Source organism: Paenibacillus sp. FSL W8-0186, assembly GCF_037969765.1.
GTDB classification, from domain to species: Bacteria; Bacillota; Bacilli; order Paenibacillales; family Paenibacillaceae; genus Fontibacillus; species Fontibacillus woosongensis.
The window spans coordinates 2,340,771-2,360,049 of sequence record NZ_CP150207.1 but is presented as its reverse complement, the minus strand read 5'-3'; the positions used below and the strand labels follow the sequence as shown (position 1 = coordinate 2,360,049).

Genomic DNA, 19,279 nt, shown 5'->3' with positions numbered 1-19,279 from the left:
CGATATATCCCCTTGGCCTTTCGGATGATATAATGGGATAAACATCCTATTTTTATTAAGGAGGGCATCATTCTTATGTCATGGTTCAACAGACTTCCCCTTGGCGGAAAGATTTCAGCAGCCTGCTACGGCATCGCCGCCCTTTTCGGAATACCGACGCTGATTTTGTTCATTCTACAGGGCCACTTATTGACGGGGATCGTCTTGGTTGCCATTCTGGGAGCGCTTACTATCCCACTTACCCGCTATGTTCAGAAAGCGCTTACGGAATCGTTCGATGACATCTCCAACGCCTCGGCCAAGATTGCCAAAGGCGACTTCACTAGCCGGATCAACGAATCGGGAGGCATGGATAATTTAAGCCGATCTTTTAACAGCATGATAGACAGGCTTCGCAAAATTTTGCAGGAGACCTCCGAAATTACCCGTAAAGTCATGGATTCCAGCCGGGCTATTTCGGACAGGAACGAAGAGCTCATTCACGTTATGGGTCAGGTGGCCCAGTCCTCCAACGAACTGGCGATTGGAGCCAACGAGATTTCCGAGGATGTCAGCGACATGACGGAGTCCATCCGTCAGATCGAAGATAAGGTCAGCAATTATACCGACTCTACCAAAGAAATGAATGAACGTTCCCGCGATACGCTGGAGCTCGTCGAGAAGGGGCGGGAATCCGTCTCCAGGCAGGCCGAAGGGATGCGCCGCAATATTGATGCGACACAGAAGGTCGCGGAGTCGATCAACGCGCTCTCCATTAACGCCCAGGGCATTACACGCATTACAGCTACGATTTCGGAAATCGCCGAGCAGACCAACCTGCTATCGCTCAACGCCTCGATCGAAGCAGCTAGAGCAGGAGAGCATGGCGCAGGTTTCGCTGTCGTCGCCCATGAGGTTCGCAAGCTGGCGGAGGAATCCACCGCTTCCACGAAAGAGGTATTCAGCCTCGTTCGGAGCATAGAAAATGATGTGAAGCTGGCCGGACACAACATAAAAATTAACGAAGAGGTCGTACAGCAGCAAAACCTGATGATCCGGGAAGCTGAGCAAATTTTTGCGCAAATCGTGCAAAGCGTGCAGTATATTTCCGAGCAAATCGAAGCCTTCTCCAGAGAAAGCGAGAGCATGCTGGACAGCGCGCAGCATATTTCCCAGTCTATTCAGAACATATCAGCGATTACCCAACAGTCAGCTGCAGGTACGGAGCAGGTATCGGCTTCGATGAATGAGCAAATCCAATCGATCCAGAAGATGGCGGAAGAAACGGAAGCCATGAAAAACGCGGTTTTCCAGCTGCAAAAAACGATACATATTTTCAAATTCTAGATGTGAATGCAACAAAGAAGCCATGGCCTTGGGCCATGGCTTTCTTGTTCCTCAGTTCTTATTGCGAAATCGCTCTTAGGTGCACAACTCTGCTCTCGAAATCGCCCCGAATGGAAGTTATCGGCAAGCCGGCTGCCATCAAACGGTCGCCGCCGTAGATGGTATCCGTATCCCCTAGCTGATAGTCCAGCAATGGATCAAGGCCTTCCAGCTTCACGCGCTTCAGCGGCGCGTTCGGCTCGGCGAGCACATGGAAGTAGAACAGCAGCGCTTCCCTGCGGTCTTCGCTGACGAACATCCATGATGTCTCGTTGCCTTCAAAGGGACTTAACAAACGATATAGGTCGCCCTGCTGTACCAGCCCGCGAATTTCCTTGTAGCTTGCAATTTGGGCTTTGGCAATTTCCACTTCCTCCGGCGTAAATGTCGTCAAATCAAGCTCATAGCCGAAATTGCCGGACATCGCTACGTCCCCGCGGAATTCTAATGATGTCTTGCGGCCGACCTGATGGTTCGGCACCGCCGACACGTGAGCGCCCATCGTCGAGACCGGGTAGACGATACTAGTGCCATATTGAATTTTCAAACGCTCCACGCCGTCGGTATCGTCGCTAGTCCACGTTTGCGGCATGTAGTAGAGCATGCCCGGATCAAAGCGCCCCCCTCCTCCGGAGCAGCTCTCGAACAGAATATGCGGGAATTCACTAGTCAAGCGCTCCATCAATTCATACAGCCCGAGAATATAACGATGAGCCGTCTCGCTCTGCCGCTCAGGGGAGCTGAGCGCAGAGCCGATCTCTGTCATGTTGCGGTTCATATCCCATTTAATATATGAAATCGGCACATTCGTAAAAATTTCACTGAGCCGACCGTATAGATATTCCCTTACATCCGCGCGCGACATGTCGAGGATCAGCTGGTCGCGTGCTTCGGTTCTGCGGTGATTCGGCACGTGCAGGCACCAGTCCGGATGGCTGCGATACAAATCGCTGTCCGGGGAAATCATCTCCGGCTCGAACCACAGTCCGAACTGCAGCCCTTGCCGTTTCACCCGTTCGGCAAGATCCTGCAAGCCGTTTGGCAGCTTGCGGCGGTCCTCAAACCAGTCGCCAAGCGAGCTGTTGTCGGAGTCCCGTTTGCCGAACCAGCCATCGTCCAGCACGAACAGCTCGATGCCTAGCTCGCCGCCTTTTTTGGCGATAGCTTCGATCTTGTCGGCATTGAAATCGAAGTACGTAGCCTCCCAGTTGTTGACGAGAATCGGACGTTCCAGATCCCGGTGCACGCCCCGGCACAGTCTCGTACGATATAACTTGTGGAATGTACGCGACATGCCCCCAAGCCCTTCAGCGGAATAGACGAGCACCGCTTCCGGCGTCTGGAAAGCTTCCCCCGGCTCAAGCCTCCAAGAAAAGTCAAAAGAATTGATGCCCAGCGATACGCGCGTTGTTCCGAATTGATCCACTTCGGCCTCGGCGGCAAAATTTCCGCTATAAATCAGGCTGAAGCCGTACACCTCGCCCTGGCGCTCATTCGTTTCAGGACGGAGCAGCGCGAGAAAAGGATTAAACTGATGCGAGCTCGACCCTCTGCGGCTGTTGATTCCGGTTACGCCCGGCGCAAGCGCTCTTCGCTGAATGTGGCGTTCCCTGGCCCATGCGCCTGATAAATACAGCGCATCATAACGGGCATCAGGCAAGTCAATGGAGGCGCTTAACGCCCGCTCGAGCTGCAGCGCCTCTCCCGCTTCGTTCGCCAGTCTAGCCGATCTTGCGATGGCGCTGAATTGCTCGAATACCGTATAATACAGCGTTACACTTAACCCTGCCTTGGCATCATGCAGCACGAGTTCTAACGTCTCCGCCTCGTTATCCTGCTCCGTATAAACCGCCGGAAGCCCTTCCAAATCTGGCTTCCCGGCTGTGATACGGTGTGATCGGTAGACCAGCTCGGAAATGCGGGTTCCGTTAGACAGCTTGATCTGGTAAGCCGGGCTCCGGAAATCGCTCGTACCATACTGCGGGTACTCCTGCGGCAAAGTATCCAGCGATATCGTTTTGTCGTCCGGAAATGGGTTTGGGCAGAACGACGAGCGCTCCACTCTGTGAAGCAGATCATTTAAATTGCTTCCTTGCCGGAGCTGCGGACCGAAATATACATGTGCAGGCAAGCCCCGCACGAGTTGAATGACGTAACTGGTTTGATGCGATTGCAAATGAAAAATACCGGATGCTTCGTCATAGTAAATAGGCATTCCATTTCCTCCTAATCAATAGCTGATACCCTGTATTCTACTATGTTCTCCAAGTTACGTAACGACAGTAAAGTGATATTCTATATGGAATTTTGTGTCCTAATTTCAGTTTGCCTTTCAGTCTGTGTCATCTTCATGGCGTGGAATGTCTTGATTGTCCGCCGCTTCTGCCTGTCCTGCCTGTTTTGTTCCGGCTGGCGGATTGACTGTATTTTTGCGCTGAAGGCGGTATTCCTTAGCTTTGAGCAGCCGCTTGCGGCGCACCATCCAGATCGGAGCGGCAATGATGCCAAGAAGCAGCAATATGGGCAGGGCGCCAGACAAAATAACGATGATCCATTCCATAGCGACCGATAATGCTTTCAGACTGCTGTCCAAAGCGCTCCACGCCCGGTGGCCGAGCGGTTCCTTGCCCTTAGCGGAGGGATTGACCTGGTTCACCTCCGGCTGATATAGCCGGATTTCCACCGTAGAATAAGCCACGTTCTGGTCAATGTAGCGCATCCGTCCCCGGATTTGTTCAATTTCCGTCTGAATCCGTTCCAGTTCATTAGCGAACTCCACCATTTGACTGCTCTTTGTTGCTTCCTTCAGAAATTGCAAATATCTAGACTCCATCGCCTGCTTCACTTTGAGCCGCGACTCTAAATCGACGTACTCCTCGGAAACATCCTGCCCTTGCATACTGCGCTGCAGCGATTCGTGCTCCATTTTCTCCAGACGGTCCAAAAATGAGGAAAATCCGGACGATGGCACCTTCAGGATGATCGTACCGCCCTGCTCATGCTGAGACTGGTTCTCGGTAAATTCCACAATGTAGCCGCCCGACATGGCCACCAAATTCCGCACCTCGGACTGGGCCTTGCCGTAATCCTTCACTTCCAGTACAACATTTGCCCGGTAAATCAGCTTCTTATTCAGCCCAGCCGGGGCGTCAATCGCCTGCATGCCTGGGCTTCCCCCTGGCACCTGAAAATCGCCAGCCTGCGTAGTGGACGACTGATTTCCTACAGGCGCCTCATTGCTGCCGGCAGCTGGCATGCTTTGCTCGGTTGTTGCTGTGCTCATGCTAACATCCGCGCTCATGCTCATAAGTTCAGACTCTGCGGAAAAACCGCTGTCCGCCTTGCTGTCGGCTGCTTTATTGCTGCTCGCGCTTCCGCACCCGCCTAACAGCAAAGACAATGTCATTGTTCCTATACATAGTACCCATTTCCATTTCTTAATCATTCTATTACCCCCTTTGCACCCTCGACGTTTCCATTGTTTGGAAGGTTGCAGCAAAGCGATAATTAATTAGTCTAGTGACGATTTTTTAGGTAACTAACCCGTTTTGCTTTATGAAAGGTAATATTCTGAACAAATGGTTTCCAAATCAAAAAAGAACAGGATCTAGGCCTGTTCTTCTTTGGTTTGATGATGAATTAATGTTACAGAAAGATAACCATGGACAGGATGAACATAAAGATCACACCTGCGATCATTGGAACCGACGTTCTTTTTACGATCGCGATTGGATCCGTCTTCACCGTACCGGCAACGATCAGCACAACGGCCGCCACCGGCGATACCGCGCGGAACAGGTTGCCCGAAAGTCCCATCGGCACCGAAATTGCAATCGGACTGATTCCTGCTGCATCCGCTAACGGAACCATTAACGGCACCATGGCGAAGATCAAAGCCGTACCGCTGCCGCTAAGAATAACGATCAGCGCCGTAATGGCTACAAGGATCAGCGGCAGAATGAAGTCTAGTCCGTTTCCTTGAATATTTTGCATGGATTGCTGCAGGGCATCGACTAAACCGATAGATTTCAGCCCCGTAACAAAAACGGAAGCGGCAACGAGCAGGGCGACGATCGGTACCGCTCCACCCATTCCTTTAAAAAAGGATTCCGTTTTTTCCAGTACACTTCTGTCGCCTTTATGGCGAATGACTTCGCAGATGATCGCGAGCACGAACGAAACCAAGGTTGCGACCTCTACGCTGAGTTCAATGGCATTGCCTGTCGTAATCTGAATTGCGTAAGTACCCAGCAGCAGAATAATCGGGAAGATCGGCAGAAGTGCGTACACGGTTTTGAACAGCTTGCCGCCTTTGACTTCCATATCCTCCTTGGATTCATGATTTACTTCGGCTTCAGCCTGCAAATGGCTTGCTTTCTTGTCCATTCGCTTCTGCCAGTAATAATGAACCAGTGCGATAAAGAGCAAGGTTGGAATGGATACAATAGCATGATATCTGAACACATAGTCCGTTACCGTCAAGTTGGCGAACATCGCGTGTTTGGCCAACTCCTGGGCGATGGCGACGTTGTCGCTTCCAAGCGGCGTAGGAACGATCGTGGCAGATGTAGCGATGACCGCCGCCGCGGAAAGCGCCGACATGCCCGCTTTTCTAAGAATCGGGAACAAGGTTGCCAGCAAAATGATCGCCAGGTTCGATGCACTCGGAATGACAAGAGACAGCAGATTGCCGAGCAAAAATACGATAGGAACTAGAATGTAAGCCGACTTAATTTTGGAAATAGGCTTCGTTAAAGCGTTGACCGTCACTTCGTTTGCTCCAATGGCGGACATATAAGCGGTATAGCCCCCAAGCAGGAGGATGATGAAGCCCGCAGCCGTAAACGTCTGCTTGAATTGGAGCACGATCACCTGAAGCGGATCCAGCCATAGCGAACCCGTCGATTCGAAATCCTTGATGGCAATCCCGTTGCCCATTGCCGTTGCCACCAAAATCAAAATGATCCCCATGAGAAAAAGAGTGATTTTAATGTCCATTTTCTTGATTAACATGTAAATAACGATAAGTACAGCAACAATCGCTGAGCCGTACATGACTAAATTAGACCCCATAAAGACGTTCCTCCTAAAGATGCAGATTGGGTGCCGATAATACTCAAATCAGATGCAGATCAGAGTATCCAGTGATCAAGCAAAGATTCGTAATGCAGAGCCCGGTTGATCAGGCGTAACTTAGTTGCACTTGCTCAAGCCGTCCAAAAACCACGTTTTAAACATTTGCGGATCGATATCGACACAAACTTTAGCGTTGTTCTCTTGGCCAAGGTATCCTTTCAGATCCACAACAGTACAGCCGGATGTCAAAGAGCCGCTTAACTCTATATCTACAAAAGTATCGGCAACAGTGAACATCTCTGGCTGCAGGAGATAGGCAATGGCACAGCTGTCGTACATTTTCAATCCCGTCTTCATGCTGCCGCCGCGATATTTTTGGAACAGCTGATAGATCATTTGCCCTGTCTCGTTCATGTCCTTCAGCCGCTCACTGTCTTCAGGATATACGAGCGCTTTCAATCCAACGTCAAGACCAACCATGACGACAGGCAGATTGCTATGGAACACGATTTTCGCCGCTTCAGGATCGGCAAATATGTTGAATTCGGCCATGACTCCGGCATTGCCGCGGGCCGTCGATCCGCCCATAATGACTACCTCGGCAATCTTCTCTTTGACTTCCGGGTACATTCGCAGGAGAAGCGCAATATTTGTCAAAGGTCCGATCGGAACTAAAGTGATCGGCTGTTCGCTTTCCATAATGACCCGATGCATCGCATTGACCGCATTTTCCTGCAAAAGCAGCTCTTTCGAAGGCTCTTCGAAATCATAACCGTCCATTCCAGTAGAGCCGTGGACATTGCTCGCATCGATCGGCGCTTTGATCAGCGGTCTGTCCGCCCCCATCGCTACAGGGATGTCCTTCTTGAAGAACTTCAGCAATTTCAAGGCGTTCAAGGTTACCTTATCCAAGCCTACATTTCCGGCTACGGTAGTAATTAAGCGCACATCCAGCTTCTCGCTGTACAAGGCTATGGCTAATGCAACTGCATCGTCGATTCCTGGATCGGTGTCAATAATAATCGGTCTTTTGTTCATTGATTTCGTCCTCCTTGAATAAAGTGGGCAACCTCGTCTTTCGTTGGCATTCCGCTTTGCGCCCCGAGCTTCGTTGTTGATAGGGCAGCAACGGCATTGCCAAATTCACAAGCATCTCGCAAAGTCATTCCTTGGCTTAAGGCAACGGCCAGTCCACCGTTAAAAGAATCTCCTGCTCCAGTCGTGTCTACGACGCTAATGTTATAGGCCGGAACGTTCACCTCCAGGCCCCCGTCCATGATCGACACGCCCTGGCTTCCTTTCGTAACGACCAGCTTGCCGCTGATATCCTCGTCATGAAGCTGCTGCATCAGAAGAGCCTGCTCATGCTCATTAGGCGTAAGGTAGTCCACCTGACGTATCAGCTCAGCTGGCAGCTCCTGAATCGGAGCCGGGTTCAGAATAACGGTAACCCCGTTCTCTTTGGCAATCTCTACCGCCTTTTGCACACCTTCCAATAGTATTTCCAGTTGGACGAGAAGAATATCACTGTGTGCGATAACTTCACGCTTGGATTCTACAAATGACGCGGTTACATGATGGTTGGCTGCCGGCACGACAATAATGCTGTTGTCCTCGTTGTAAACGGTAATCGTAGCAGTAGCTGTATGATCTGTAACCGGTTCCACATCACTTACATCAACACCTTCATTTCTGAGGTGCTGTAAGATGTCCTGACCGAAGCGGTCATTCCCGACACAGCCAATCAAACGAACATCTGCTCCAAGGCGTGCTGCTGCTACTGCTTGATTGGCTCCTTTTCCGCCGGGGTTCATCTGAAATTGCTTGCCAAGGAGCGTCTCACCGATTTTAGGCACTTGAGTTGTTATGGTGACTAGATCCATGTTGATGCTGCCAACAACAGTAATTTTAGGTTTCCGCTCCATTTCTGTCTCTCCTTCTTAGGTTGATTCTCTCTCTATAAGGGTAACATCCAGTACTTTATAGCTCTCTGGATCCGCAGTCTGCTGCTGCTCCATTAAGCTGACCAGCAGTTTGGTCGCTTTCTCTCCCATTTCGTAGATGGGCTGTTCTATTGTGGTCAGTTCCGGCGTTGTCGCCTTGGACAGGCTGATGCCGTCAAAGCCGATGATGGCTATGTCTTCAGGCACTTTTTTGCCAAGCTGATACGCCGCCTTAATCGCACCAATCGCCATAATGTCATTCGCTGCAAAGATTCCATCGATATCAGGATGCCTTTGCAGCAGCTCCAGCGTCGCCTGAATGGACGACTGCATGTCATATTGGCCCTCCGCGATGTATGTCTCGTTGAACCATGGCTCTTCGCCGACAATTTCCATGTAGCCTTCACAGCGTTCTTTCGCATTGAGGACACGGCTGTTCCCTTTGATGTGGCCAATCCTGCGGCAGCCCTTGCTTTGCAAGAAGCGCGTTGCCATCATGGCCCCTTTCTTATTCTCTACGACAATCGTCGGCAGGCCTTTACTAATCACCCGGTCGATACTGACGACCGGAATGTTAAGCCGTTCGATTTGCGCCGCTGTCAGCGTATTGGAAGAAACAATAATACCGTTTACATACTGCTGCTGCAGGACATCCAGGTAATTTTGCTCCTTCTTCTCATCTCCATCCGAATTGCAAAGAATCACATTGTATCCTAACTGAATTGCCGTATCTTCAACCGCTCTCGCGAGCTCAGGAAAGAAGGGGTTCATAATGTCGGGCACGATCAAGCCAATGGTGCTGGACTGCTTCTTGAACAGGCTTCTTGCCACCTCGTTCGGCTTGTAATTGAGCTCTTTGATCGCTTTTTCAACTTTGACCCTCGTATCCTGGCCAACATATCCGCTATTGTTCAAGACTCTGGATACTGTCGCTACAGATACGCCTGCATGCTTGGCAACGTCTTTGATTGAGATCATATGTTCACTCCACTCATAGGTAACCGGTTACACACAAAATATACTCCCCATTTCGCAAGAAGTCAATATGTTTTTATTTTTTGATAACACCTTTGGTACTATGAAAGCCAGAACCAGGCATTCTTTCATTTTCATCTTAACTAGCCTACGAGACCACCAGAAGCCATATTCCGGTGACCTCGCGATGTCTTACAAGACCTGCGCTAGGCCCTGGCTCACATATTTTTCAACTTGTAAAATTCACCCTTGAAGTTCAACAGCTCGTCATAAGTCCCGCTCTCAACAATTTTCCCTTTCTTCATGACAACGATACGGTCCGCATTCTTCACCGTGGATAGACGGTGAGCGACAATAAACGTTGTCCGGCCCTCCATCAGCTGCTCCATCGCTTGCTGTACATGCCGCTCTGACGCATTATCGAGCGCGGAAGTCGCTTCATCAAGGATGATGATTTTCGGATCACGGACCAGCGCCCGGGCAATGGCGATCCGCTGGCGCTGGCCGCCGGACAGCCTGCCTCCATGCTCGCCCACCGAGGTATCCAGCCCATCCGGCAGGCTGTCGATGACATCCTGCAGATTTGCCATCCAAATAGCCTGCTGCAGCTTTTCCTCAGAAATATGGGGGAGTCCATACGTAATATTTTCCCGAATGGTCCCGGAGAATAATATATTGTTCTGCAGCACGATGGCCAGCGTCCGGCGGTATCGCCTCATGCTCAGCTCGTTCATCGGGATTCCATCGACCCATATTTTACCTGACTGCGGTTTATAGAAGCCGATAATCAAATTGAGAATGGTCGATTTACCCGAGCCGGATTCCCCGACAAACGCGACGGTCTCACCCGGATTGACAGTTAAAGAGAAATCCTGAAGGACATGGCGATCCGAGCCTTTGTACTTGAATCCTACGCCTTCAAAACGATATTCGCCCGTAATACGCTCAGGCTTCTGCCGTCCTTTGTATTCCTCGGTCTCATCTGACATGATCACTTCTGTAACGGAATGCAGGGACTCGAAGCCTTTCACAAGATTAGGGTACACGTTCAGAATCGAGCTGACCGAGTTGATAATCATGGCAAAAAAGCTCTGATACATGACGATGTCCCCGATTTCCATATATCCCTGATAAGATAAGTATGCAGTAAAGAACAGGCAGCCGACCTGGAACAATTGAAATACGGCCCAGTTGGTAGAACCGAAGTAAGCTTCCAGAATGTCCAAGCGGTACCCGCGCTCCCGGATTTTCTGCAATGCGTCGTCCACCTTGCGTATCTCCACTTCCTCCAGGCCATGAGCCCGGGTGACTGGAATCATCTCGACGGTTTCGGACACCTTGCCAGACATTTCCTCAATTTTTTTGCGCACTTCGCGGTTTTGCTTCGACATTTTGGAGCGAAAAAAACGTACGAGCGTGACCGCGGTCGGGGCCATAAACACGAAAAATAACGCAACGACCCAGCTATGATACAGCGTAAGGCCGATGACAATAATGAGATTAATGGCTGCCGGAATAAGGCTGGTCATCATCTGACGCGACAAAAAGTCGATGGCTTCTACGTCCCGCAGCACTTTGGACTGGAGCCGGCCGGCGCTCATATCTCCGTGATAGCTTAGGGATAATTGCTGCATTTTCCGCACCAAGGTACTGCGGAGGCCTGCCTCCACATGCCGTACAGCCTTGCTAATGTAGCTGACATGAAGCGTATGCATCGGAATATTCTGCAGGATCACAACAATGATGACCGCCAGATTGATCCAAAACTCACGCATGGAATGGCGGTCAGGGTAACTGACGATATTGATGATATTTGCAGTAACAATCGACAGTACCCATTGAGGGGACGATTTAATCGCATAGCAAAATGCGGAAAGAGCAACCTTGCTGATATGTTCGCGGTACAATCGGCCTAGCAGCCTTAGCGGTTTGATCTTGGCTTCCTGCTCGTTTTCGAACACTTTGGAATAATCAAGCGAAATCTCTGATTTAGCCATGTTGTTCACCTGCTTTTTAGCTTATGATAGGTATATCGAATCAGGCCAATGTAAAGGCCACAATCAAGTATAGAACTCTCCCTATGTAATCTCTATAACATCTTCGGTCTGATTTAAAACGCAAGTTTTAACTAAACCGGACATGAAGGAGCATAGAATCTATGATTACGACTTACTGGATTCTATCCGAAAGGGCATCCGTTAAATGAGGCCATCGTCCCAATGCTCCGGCGTTTTATGGAATGTTTTTATGAGCAGCCGGAAGCAAAGCTCTCTTTGTTCAGCAAATTATATGCGATTCTCGAACAGTTGCAGAACCATCTCTCGATCGGGGTCCGGCAAATGGAGCAGGCATACGGTCCCGAGCTCCCTTCCCTGATTGCCCTGGAAATCCAGAGTCTCGTTCTGGGCGGAAGCGAACCCGCAATGCTCGGGGGACTGCCGCTCCAAGCGGCTAGTCATGTAATGCGAATAACGGCTCGAGCCTTGGGCCCGAGCCGTATCTTATTTTGCCAGTTGCCTTGCCTATTTGCTTTTCCCTTTGCCTTTTCTGCTGTTTCCCTCCGATTCATACCAATCGAAATCATTCCAGCTGCTCTTAATCTGCTCGATCTGCTTCCGCATGCTCGTGCCTTCCAATTCCGCGACAAGTAAATATGTAATTCCGAGAATCAATGCAATTGTACTAAGTATGGTTGGCCCATCACCGACAAAGCTCAACATTTCATTAAAGTGATCTGCGTTCCATGCAGAGGAAGCAGACCCGTAAATTGCTGCAGCCAAGTATCGTATGCCGTACAGGAATGCCGCGATCATTATCAAAAGCATTCCAGTAGTCCTTCTATGCATCATTTATCACCTCAGCATATGTATGTATTTAACCATCGATTCTACTGCTTCGATCTTTCAAGCTGAGTTTTCACATATCCATTCATACTCGAAGGATACGCTTTATCACAACCTCCTTCGGGACCAAACGATGTATGCCTCTGTCCTCATGTCACAATTTTACAAGTAGTTACTGACATTATACAAGGGACTTAGTTCACACTATTCATCCTTGTTTTTCACCAAAAAAAGAGGAAGACAGCGAGGAAAATCCAGCTATCTTCCTATGAAAGCCTCCAATTTTAACAAAATTGAGCCTTATGTGTTCATCCGCTGTAGTCTCAAAGCATTCAAAATGACAGAAACAGAGCTTAAAGCCATGGCGGTTCTGTAATCCATGGGGCTAACAGCCCAAATCCAGCGATCGGAATGCCTAGAGAAATGTAGTCAAACAACCGCTTCCATCGCAATATTCTATAGGGTATATGTCAATTCATAACCACAAGATGGGGAGGAACGCGATGCCGCGAAGCTTGCTCATAACTATAAGCCAGCCCAATCAAAGTCGGCTCGCTAAAGGCCGTTCCCACAAAAGTTATTCCGTGCGGCCCTTTCGTCGTAATCCCCTCCGGGGTTACGACTCCTTCCGCAATAAAGCCTGCAGGCACAGTAATGGAAGGATATCCCGCCCGGGCAGCAAGATCGTTAATATCATCATCCCCCAAAATGAGTAATGCATCCAAATGGTGCTGCTTTAACACAGCATCGATCCCCTGTCTCCCTGCCACTTCGTGATTTCTTCGCTTGCTGTCCAGGTACGCCTGCTCGGTCAGGGTACCACTTGTCCGATTTGATAAAAGCAGCAAGTCCTGTCCATATTTCAACGCGGCTTCCTTATGTTGCTCATTAAAACGGATGACGTCCTCCAACGAACGAACCTTAACCATTTCCGGCAATGTCTTTAAATAGTCGTTTAAAGACTTCTTGAATTCGAAGTTAAGCACATTGAAGTCCCAGTTTTGCCCCTCGCATGGCAGCTCGACAGGATCGATGATCGTTGCTCCCTCAGCCTGAAGTACATGGATGGCTTGTTCGATCAGCGCCAATCTTCCTTCATCAAGCTGCCGATAGTAATTTCGCGGAATGCCGATACGTGATTTTGCGAGTGAAGCGCGGTTGAGAAACGGCGTATAATCCGATAATGCTTGCCTGTTTTTCGACAAAGTCGCAGCATCCCTCGGATCCTGGGCAGTGAGCGCACCCAAAATCAGCGCAGCATCGGCTACCGTACGCGCCATCGGCCCCGGCGTATCCTGCGTTTCTGTCAGAGGAATGATGCCGCGCCTGCTAATCAGGCCCACCGTCGGTTTAATCCCAACAATGCAATTGTGGCTGGCCGGGCTGATAATCGAACCTGTCGTTTCCGTGCCAATCGCTGCGGCAGTCAGGTTAGCGGCAACTGCCGCAGCCGAACCTGAACTTGAGCCGCCGACAAAAATCTCCCCTGGACCATACGGGTTTAACGTTTGCCCGCCTTTTGAGCTGTATCCTGCATACATCGTGCTCGACATGAAATTAGCCCATTCCGTCATATTGGCTTTGCCGAGAAGGACAGCGCCAGCAGCACGCAATTGCGAAGCGACGGCAGAATCCTCCTTCGGTATGGCATTCGCTAAGGCTAATGAACCCGCGCTGGTACGGGTCTTATCATGCGTCCCGATATTGTCTTTCAGCAAAATAGGAATGCCGTGCAGGGCTCCTCTGCTGCCCTGCTCCTTGCGTTCCTGATCCAAAGCTCTAGCTGTATCCATTGCATCCGGATTGACCTCGATTACCGACTTCAGACGAGGATCATAACGATCGATCCGGTCCAAATATACCGCGACCAATTCCTCGGAACTGATCTCCCCTTCCTCCATCGCCCGCTGCATCATCTCGATACTGGCCTCGATGATCCATTCTTCAAGCTGAATTCCCAATGCACGCTCCCCCATTCCTGTAGTACGAATAACTGCCATATATCTTATTTCATTTTGCGCCATTTGCAGATAATAATAAAGTCAATACGAGCACGGCCATTCCCGCAAGCCTCGTCTGTTTCTTATTTAGCCTCTTTTTCACTGCTGTACCTCCCTCTTGTGGAAATTTCACTGTCGTGTCCTCAGATTGCCTCAGCATATTGCATATTCACTAACTATATGCGGATTAGGTCTTGAAAATTGAATATTTCCATGTGAAATAGGCCTCAGACAATACAAAAAAGGCCCTAACCCGCTGCATGCGGGTCAGAGCCTTGCCTATCCATAATGATAAGTTACTGAGGATTCGTCGTCCAGATGCCGGCGGTTTTAACAAAAACACGCTGCGGAAGCTTCAACGTGGCCACCGCTAGCTCAGCAACGTCTTCCGGCTGCATCATCCGGTCTTCGTCACCGATACTCAGGCCGGTATTTACGGCAAGCTCGGTATTAACCGTACTTGGCGTCAGAGCGACAACACGGATATTGTTCTTGCGCACCTCCTGCATAACGGCCTCCGTCAGCCCCATAATGGCAAATTTCGAAGCATTGTATGCGGAGCCGGTAGCAAAGCCTCTTTCACCGGCTGTCGATGCAATGTTAATAATATTCCCTTGATTTTGAGCAATCAGTTTAGGAAGCACGGCTCTTGTCATATAATAGGTTCCCATCAAATTAACCTGGATAATTCGCTCCCAATCCTTCGTGTCCATCTCCACCAGTTTGCCGAATTTGGCAATGCCGGCGTTGTTGATCAGGATATCTATGCCGCCTAACTCGGATACAAGCGCCTCTACGGCTTTCTCTGCGGCCGACTGATCGGAAATATCGGCGGAAGCGATGGCAACCTTAATGCCGTGCTGCTCTCTCAATTCGGATTGCAGCGCCTCCAAGTCGGAAGTCGTACGCGCGATCAGTCCTAAATGAACGCCCTCCTTTGCAAGCGCCTGTGCGATCGCCTTGCCGATGCCTTTACCTGCGCCTGTAATGATGGCTACCTGGTTGTTCAAGCTCATGGTTTATCTCTCCTTTTCAATTCCTAACCCAGAAATGATTATTGGTCATTCCACATCCTATTATAACGAATCGCCTGCGCCTATAACAAATTATGGTTCCCGGAGTTTAAAGGGCGCACTGCTCGATTTCAAAGCCAAGGTCTTCGATCATCTGATGATCCGCATTCACCGCCTGCCCCCCGGTTGTCAAATAGTCACCGACAAACCATGAATTTGCTGCATAGAGAGACAGCGGCTGCAAATGCCTAAGGCTGGATTCCCGGCCTCCAGACACGCGAATTTCCTTGGACGGGCAAATAAAACGGAATAATGCCAGCACTTTGAGCGCCTGCAGAGGCGTGACTTTCTCCTTGGCTTCCAGCGGAGTTCCCGGAATAGGAACAAGAAAATTGACCGGTATTGAGTCAGCGTCAATTTCACGCAGCGCATAAGCCATTTCTACAATTTCGGCTTGGCTTTCCCCCATGCCAATGATTACACCGGAGCAGGGCGACATGCCTGAGGCCTTTACCTTTTCGACCGTCTCCACACGCTGCTCGTAGGAATGAGTCGTCGTAATGGCGGAATAATTGCCGCTGCTTGTATTTAAGTTATGGTTATAGCGGTGGACACCTGCCTCTGCGAGGCGCTTGGCCTGGTCATCGCGGAGCAGTCCGAGGCAGGCGCATATTTTAAGGGGCATCGTGCTGCGGATTTCTGTAACCGCCTCAATTACCTGCTCTAGCTCCCGCGGTGTCGGCCCCCTCCCTGAGGCCACGATACAATACGTGCCAGCCTGGCGAGCCAGTGCTTCACGCGCTCCCGCCAGCAGCGATTCTTTATCGAGCAGGGAGTATTTAGCCACCGGAGCACTGGAAACGATCGATTGCGAGCAATAGCCGCAGTCCTCGGGGCAAAGACCGCTTTTGGCGTTCATGATCATGTTCAGTTTCACTTTATTGCCGTAATAATGGCGCCGAACCTTATATGCGGCCTGCATGATAGACAGAATTTGCCCATCTTCCCCCTGCAGTACGGACAGCCCTTCTTCCATGGTTAGCCGTTCCCCTCGCAATGCTATATCCGCAAGCCGATCCCAGTCTGTCTGGAGTTTCTCTTCCATCTTGTGCATGTTTACTCTACCATCCTCTCTAAATATGTATCGATTGACTACGAATATCCCCGCAACAATTGTCAACCTGCATTTGCTAATTCGGTTGACAATTAATTTAAACGAGAACATCTTACCAGAGATGTTTCGTAGTTGTAAATACCCTCCAGCGATTTCCCCGGAAAGACGTCATTTGCCCCTAATGGTGCACGAAGCTTTTATTCACATAATTGTGAGAATTATTCAACTATAGTTCTAGCTATTCGCCTACGGCTTACATCTATACCAGTAGGTATACAAATGCCGATAGTTCAATTTATCATACAGGCGATTCGCGGAGGCATTGCTCTGCACAACGAGCAGGTAACTTTTTTCAGCCCCGGCTTCTCTCGCCCATTTCAAAATATGCAGCAGCAATTGTTCACCGTAACCCATGTTGCGGTAGGCTTGGTCCGTCACAATGTCATATAAGCCAACATACCCCTGCTCCATGACGGCAAGACCGCACGCGACCGGACCGGAACCGTTCATCAAAGTGAAGAACCCTTGTTTCAAGCGGGAATTTCTCAATAGCATTCTTGTGATCTCCTGCTTCTTTTGTGATAATTGATTCATGGTGGACAGCGTTGCCAGCCAGTTTTCACTCCATTCCTCTTCAATAAGAATCCCCTTCATTTGCGGTTCTCTTATACTGCTAATATCGTCTAAAATTTTCACAGTTGAAGGTTCGGCGATTGTATAACCACGCTGCTCAAGCCGCTGATCCAGCGAATCCGGTCCAAATGGCGTCATCTTGAATATCGTGGTCAGGCCGGCTGACTCATAAATCTTTTCACAATAATCAATTTGCTGTTCAATATTACTATTGCCCCCCGAATAAATGGCTTGAACCGAATTCGATCTCTTGGTGTATCCTTCGGCAAAACGCAGCAGCCAGCCATGATGTACGATCGTTTGCAAAGACGGCCAGGCATTTAAAGCAAGTTCCTCAATTTGTAGTGACATCCGTTCTTCCTCCCCCGAATCCTTCCATTGCTTTCCTGTATTTTATCTTACATTTGAAATGGAAGAAACGGCCATCATATGAATAAGCGCAACAAAAGAGCCGCCCAAAAACGAGCGGCACTGTATCATCTACTTTGCACAACAGCAGACATAGTACTAACATTTACAAATCATGAGTTGGTTTCCATCTGGATCCTTGAAATTAAACCATTGATCATACATGATTTCCGTTGTCAGCTCAACCTGCTTGGATTTCATATAGTCGTAGGCTTCCTTGATGTCATGTGTCTTGAATTGGAATGCCGGCGCTTGGAAGACATTATCTCCGGTAAAAATTTGGCTGTCCAATATGAGGTCAATCCCTTCATTCACAGACAAAATATACAGATGTCCAAACAATATATCGCCATCCGCGGGAACCCCCAAGATATCGCAATACCAATCGCGTGCCTGTTCAATGCTGCTTACAGGGATAAAAATCCCGCCAATTTGACTTAAAATTGGACTGGAACTCATAAGCACAGCCTCCATTTCATTATTTCCCGCGTCATAACAACGCTTTCAACCACTTGTTTTCCATAATTATACACACGCTAGTGGAAGCTGTCACCTTGAAATTTTTACGTTCGCATGAGACCCTTTTATTCTCCTGGGTTATTTTAATTGGGTACTACTGGCTAAATTCGTTTCATCAATTACTCTCTGCCCCTCTACTTCAATTTTATATATGGCTTCGTCCACGGAAAGTGAATTTTGTATAGCCTCCTCAACAATACTCTGTCCGACAACTTTAAATGCATTTAAAATTTCATAATCTATATAATCATAAGGATTATTACTGTTAGTTACAGGATTTAATACGTATAGCGGGCTTAAGTCATGGTGACCCGCTGCTTTAATGAGTTCAGTTCTCGCAGGCAGACCATTGATTAGTTGATTATCAACATTAGCCTTCATTTTCTGAGTATCTCCTGTAATGAATTCGATTAATTTCCAAGCTTCTTCAGCATGATTTGCCGTAGAGGATATCCCGTAAATCTCCTGAATATCATAGTAGTCGCTTTGATCAGACATCCTAGTCGCAACAGGTACGGTTACCATATCCCATTTAATCGTCGGTGCTCCAACAAACTGACTATGAGCATCAAAGTTGTATGCAGTCGAATAAGATTGAATTTCCATAGCAGCTTTGCCAGTTAACATCGGTGAAGGCACAATCTGGCCAGTCATAGTGTCCTCTTGATCATAAACAACATTATATTGAAATAATTGAATAACGTCTGAAAAAATTGTCTTCCACTCATCCGATTGAAAATTAACTTTCAAAGTTTCGGGATTAATAAATTGAAGTCCTTCCGTTTGACCCACCCTTAAAATCATAGAAAAAGCAATCGCTGTATAATAATTTGATTTAAATCCATATATTCGCTCTCCATCAGATCCTTGATTTGGAAATCTTTTGGCTAGATCGAATATTTCTTTCCATGTCATTTGGTTTTTAGGAAATGGAACCCCACTTTTCTCAAAAAGCTCTCGATTATAATAAAGAGCGTGGCTGATAAATGACGGGCTCAGTCCATATATTTCTCCATCTACCTCTGAACGCAATGAATTAACAACTATAGGAGAAAGCTCTGATATTGGAAACGCAGTTTTATGTATATTGCTCTCCAAATTGATTAAATTCCCTTCCTCAACCAATCGGTTGTAGACATGTAGTTGATCTATAAATATAACATCTGTAGAAGGTTCAACGGACTGTTCGTTCATATCTTGATTCACAACTTTTATAGTAATATGTGGGTATTTTTTCTCAAAATCATGAGCATACATTTGGTAAAATTGTTGTTCAGAAGGGTAATTGATTGTGAGAGTAACAAGTTCATCCTGCTTCCCAAACGAACAGCCACTAAGTGACAACAAAAAAATAATGAAGATAACTCGTCCTCTGCCTATCATTACAATC

At 48.6% G+C, this 19,279-nt stretch carries 16 protein-coding genes; 1 reads left to right on the top strand and 15 read right to left on the bottom strand.

Going from position 1 to position 19,279, the window contains the following annotated elements; translation table 11 throughout:
• The first annotated feature begins 75 nt into the window (after window positions 1-75).
• The gene (locus tag MKX50_RS10560) at window positions 76-1,326 is read left to right on the top strand and encodes a methyl-accepting chemotaxis protein (protein ID WP_339159569.1); all 1,251 of its coding nucleotides are present in this window, start codon (window positions 76-78) and stop codon (window positions 1,324-1,326) included.
• A gap of 58 nt (window positions 1,327-1,384) precedes the next feature.
• Here MKX50_RS10560 and MKX50_RS10555 read toward each other — a convergent pair whose 3' ends face one another.
• The 15 genes from MKX50_RS10555 to MKX50_RS10485 all read right to left on the bottom strand — a co-directional run bounded on the left by MKX50_RS10555 (window position 1,385) and on the right by MKX50_RS10485 (window position 19,272).
• A complete protein-coding gene (locus MKX50_RS10555) occupies window positions 1,385-3,580 on the bottom strand; it encodes an alpha-galactosidase (RefSeq protein WP_213588686.1) in 2,196 nt (731 codons plus the stop codon).
• A gap of 117 nt (window positions 3,581-3,697) precedes the next feature.
• A complete protein-coding gene (locus MKX50_RS10550; protein ID WP_213588687.1) occupies window positions 3,698-4,810 on the bottom strand; it encodes a DUF4349 domain-containing protein in 1,113 nt (370 codons plus the stop codon).
• 200 nt (window positions 4,811-5,010) lie between these two features.
• Window positions 5,011-6,438, bottom strand: a complete 1,428-nt coding sequence (gene dcuC, locus MKX50_RS10545; RefSeq protein WP_213588688.1) for a C4-dicarboxylate transporter DcuC — start codon at window positions 6,436-6,438, stop codon at window positions 5,011-5,013.
• 120 nt (window positions 6,439-6,558) lie between these two features.
• The gene (rihC, locus tag MKX50_RS10540) at window positions 6,559-7,479 is read right to left on the bottom strand and encodes a ribonucleoside hydrolase RihC (protein ID WP_213588689.1); all 921 of its coding nucleotides are present in this window, start codon (window positions 7,477-7,479) and stop codon (window positions 6,559-6,561) included.
• Window positions 7,476-8,366 (bottom strand): ribokinase, encoded by an 891-nt coding sequence (rbsK, locus tag MKX50_RS10535; RefSeq protein ID WP_213588690.1) that lies wholly within the window; start codon window positions 8,364-8,366, stop codon window positions 7,476-7,478. Before rbsK ends, rihC begins: the two co-directional genes overlap by 4 nt.
• A 15-nt stretch (window positions 8,367-8,381) precedes the next feature.
• Window positions 8,382-9,362 carry a LacI family DNA-binding transcriptional regulator gene (locus MKX50_RS10530; RefSeq protein ID WP_213588691.1) on the bottom strand — a complete coding sequence of 327 codons (981 nt, stop codon included), beginning with the start codon at window positions 9,360-9,362 and terminating at the stop codon, window positions 8,382-8,384.
• A 215-nt stretch (window positions 9,363-9,577) separates the two neighbouring features.
• Entirely contained in the window at window positions 9,578-11,356 is a 1,779-nt protein-coding gene (locus MKX50_RS10525) for an ABC transporter ATP-binding protein (protein ID WP_339159566.1), read from the bottom strand.
• Between the two features lie 288 nt (window positions 11,357-11,644).
• Window positions 11,645-11,818, bottom strand: coding sequence for a hypothetical protein (locus tag MKX50_RS10520; RefSeq protein ID WP_339159564.1), 174 nt, complete (start codon window positions 11,816-11,818; stop codon window positions 11,645-11,647).
• Between the two features lie 63 nt (window positions 11,819-11,881).
• The gene (locus tag MKX50_RS10515) at window positions 11,882-12,184 is read right to left on the bottom strand and encodes a hypothetical protein (RefSeq protein ID WP_244996302.1); all 303 of its coding nucleotides are present in this window, start codon (window positions 12,182-12,184) and stop codon (window positions 11,882-11,884) included.
• A gap of 488 nt (window positions 12,185-12,672) precedes the next feature.
• Window positions 12,673-14,202, bottom strand: a complete 1,530-nt coding sequence (locus MKX50_RS10510; RefSeq protein ID WP_339159562.1) for an amidase family protein — start codon at window positions 14,200-14,202, stop codon at window positions 12,673-12,675.
• A gap of 296 nt (window positions 14,203-14,498) precedes the next feature.
• Complete coding sequence (locus MKX50_RS10505; protein WP_339159561.1) at window positions 14,499-15,218, bottom strand: 3-ketoacyl-ACP reductase; 720 nt, start codon at window positions 15,216-15,218, stop codon at window positions 14,499-14,501.
• A 106-nt stretch (window positions 15,219-15,324) separates the two neighbouring features.
• On the bottom strand, window positions 15,325-16,329 hold the full coding sequence (gene bioB / locus MKX50_RS10500) for a biotin synthase BioB (protein WP_213588695.1): 1,005 nt from the start codon (window positions 16,327-16,329) through the stop codon (window positions 15,325-15,327).
• Between the two features lie 246 nt (window positions 16,330-16,575).
• Entirely contained in the window at window positions 16,576-17,313 is a 738-nt protein-coding gene (locus tag MKX50_RS10495; protein WP_339159559.1) for a GNAT family N-acetyltransferase, read from the bottom strand.
• A gap of 156 nt (window positions 17,314-17,469) precedes the next feature.
• Window positions 17,470-17,829: a VOC family protein gene (locus MKX50_RS10490; RefSeq protein WP_339159558.1), complete on the bottom strand. Its 360-nt coding sequence runs from the start codon at window positions 17,827-17,829 to the stop codon at window positions 17,470-17,472.
• 138 nt (window positions 17,830-17,967) lie between these two features.
• Window positions 17,968-19,272: an ABC transporter substrate-binding protein gene (locus MKX50_RS10485; protein WP_339159556.1), complete on the bottom strand. Its 1,305-nt coding sequence runs from the start codon at window positions 19,270-19,272 to the stop codon at window positions 17,968-17,970.
• Window positions 19,273-19,279: the final 7 nt, after the last annotated feature.

Coding starts and splice junctions, on each gene's coding strand:
- bioB (WP_213588695.1), bottom strand. CDS start 16,329: ATGCACAAGATGGAAGAGAAACTCCAGACAGACTGGGATCGGCTTGCG.
- MKX50_RS10485 (WP_339159556.1), bottom strand. CDS start 19,272: ATGATAGGCAGAGGACGAGTTATCTTCATTATTTTTTTGTTGTCACTT.
- dcuC (WP_213588688.1), bottom strand. CDS start 6,438: ATGGGGTCTAATTTAGTCATGTACGGCTCAGCGATTGTTGCTGTACTT.
- MKX50_RS10520 (WP_339159564.1), bottom strand. CDS start 11,818: ATGACTAGCCGCTTGGAGCGGCAGTCCCCCGAGCATTGCGGGTTCGCT.
- MKX50_RS10550 (WP_213588687.1), bottom strand. CDS start 4,810: ATGATTAAGAAATGGAAATGGGTACTATGTATAGGAACAATGACATTG.
- MKX50_RS10505 (WP_339159561.1), bottom strand. CDS start 15,218: ATGAGCTTGAACAACCAGGTAGCCATCATTACAGGCGCAGGTAAAGGC.
- MKX50_RS10510 (WP_339159562.1), bottom strand. CDS start 14,202: ATGGCAGTTATTCGTACTACAGGAATGGGGGAGCGTGCATTGGGAATT.
- rihC (WP_213588689.1), bottom strand. CDS start 7,479: ATGAACAAAAGACCGATTATTATTGACACCGATCCAGGAATCGACGAT.
- MKX50_RS10530 (WP_213588691.1), bottom strand. CDS start 9,362: ATGATCTCAATCAAAGACGTTGCCAAGCATGCAGGCGTATCTGTAGCG.
- MKX50_RS10555 (WP_213588686.1), bottom strand. CDS start 3,580: ATGCCTATTTACTATGACGAAGCATCCGGTATTTTTCATTTGCAATCG.
- MKX50_RS10495 (WP_339159559.1), bottom strand. CDS start 17,313: ATGTCACTACAAATTGAGGAACTTGCTTTAAATGCCTGGCCGTCTTTG.
- MKX50_RS10490 (WP_339159558.1), bottom strand. CDS start 17,829: ATGAGTTCCAGTCCAATTTTAAGTCAAATTGGCGGGATTTTTATCCCT.
- MKX50_RS10560 (WP_339159569.1), top strand. CDS start 76: ATGTCATGGTTCAACAGACTTCCCCTTGGCGGAAAGATTTCAGCAGCC.
- MKX50_RS10525 (WP_339159566.1), bottom strand. CDS start 11,356: ATGGCTAAATCAGAGATTTCGCTTGATTATTCCAAAGTGTTCGAAAAC.
- rbsK (WP_213588690.1), bottom strand. CDS start 8,366: ATGGAGCGGAAACCTAAAATTACTGTTGTTGGCAGCATCAACATGGAT.
- MKX50_RS10515 (WP_244996302.1), bottom strand. CDS start 12,184: ATGCTTTTGATAATGATCGCGGCATTCCTGTACGGCATACGATACTTG.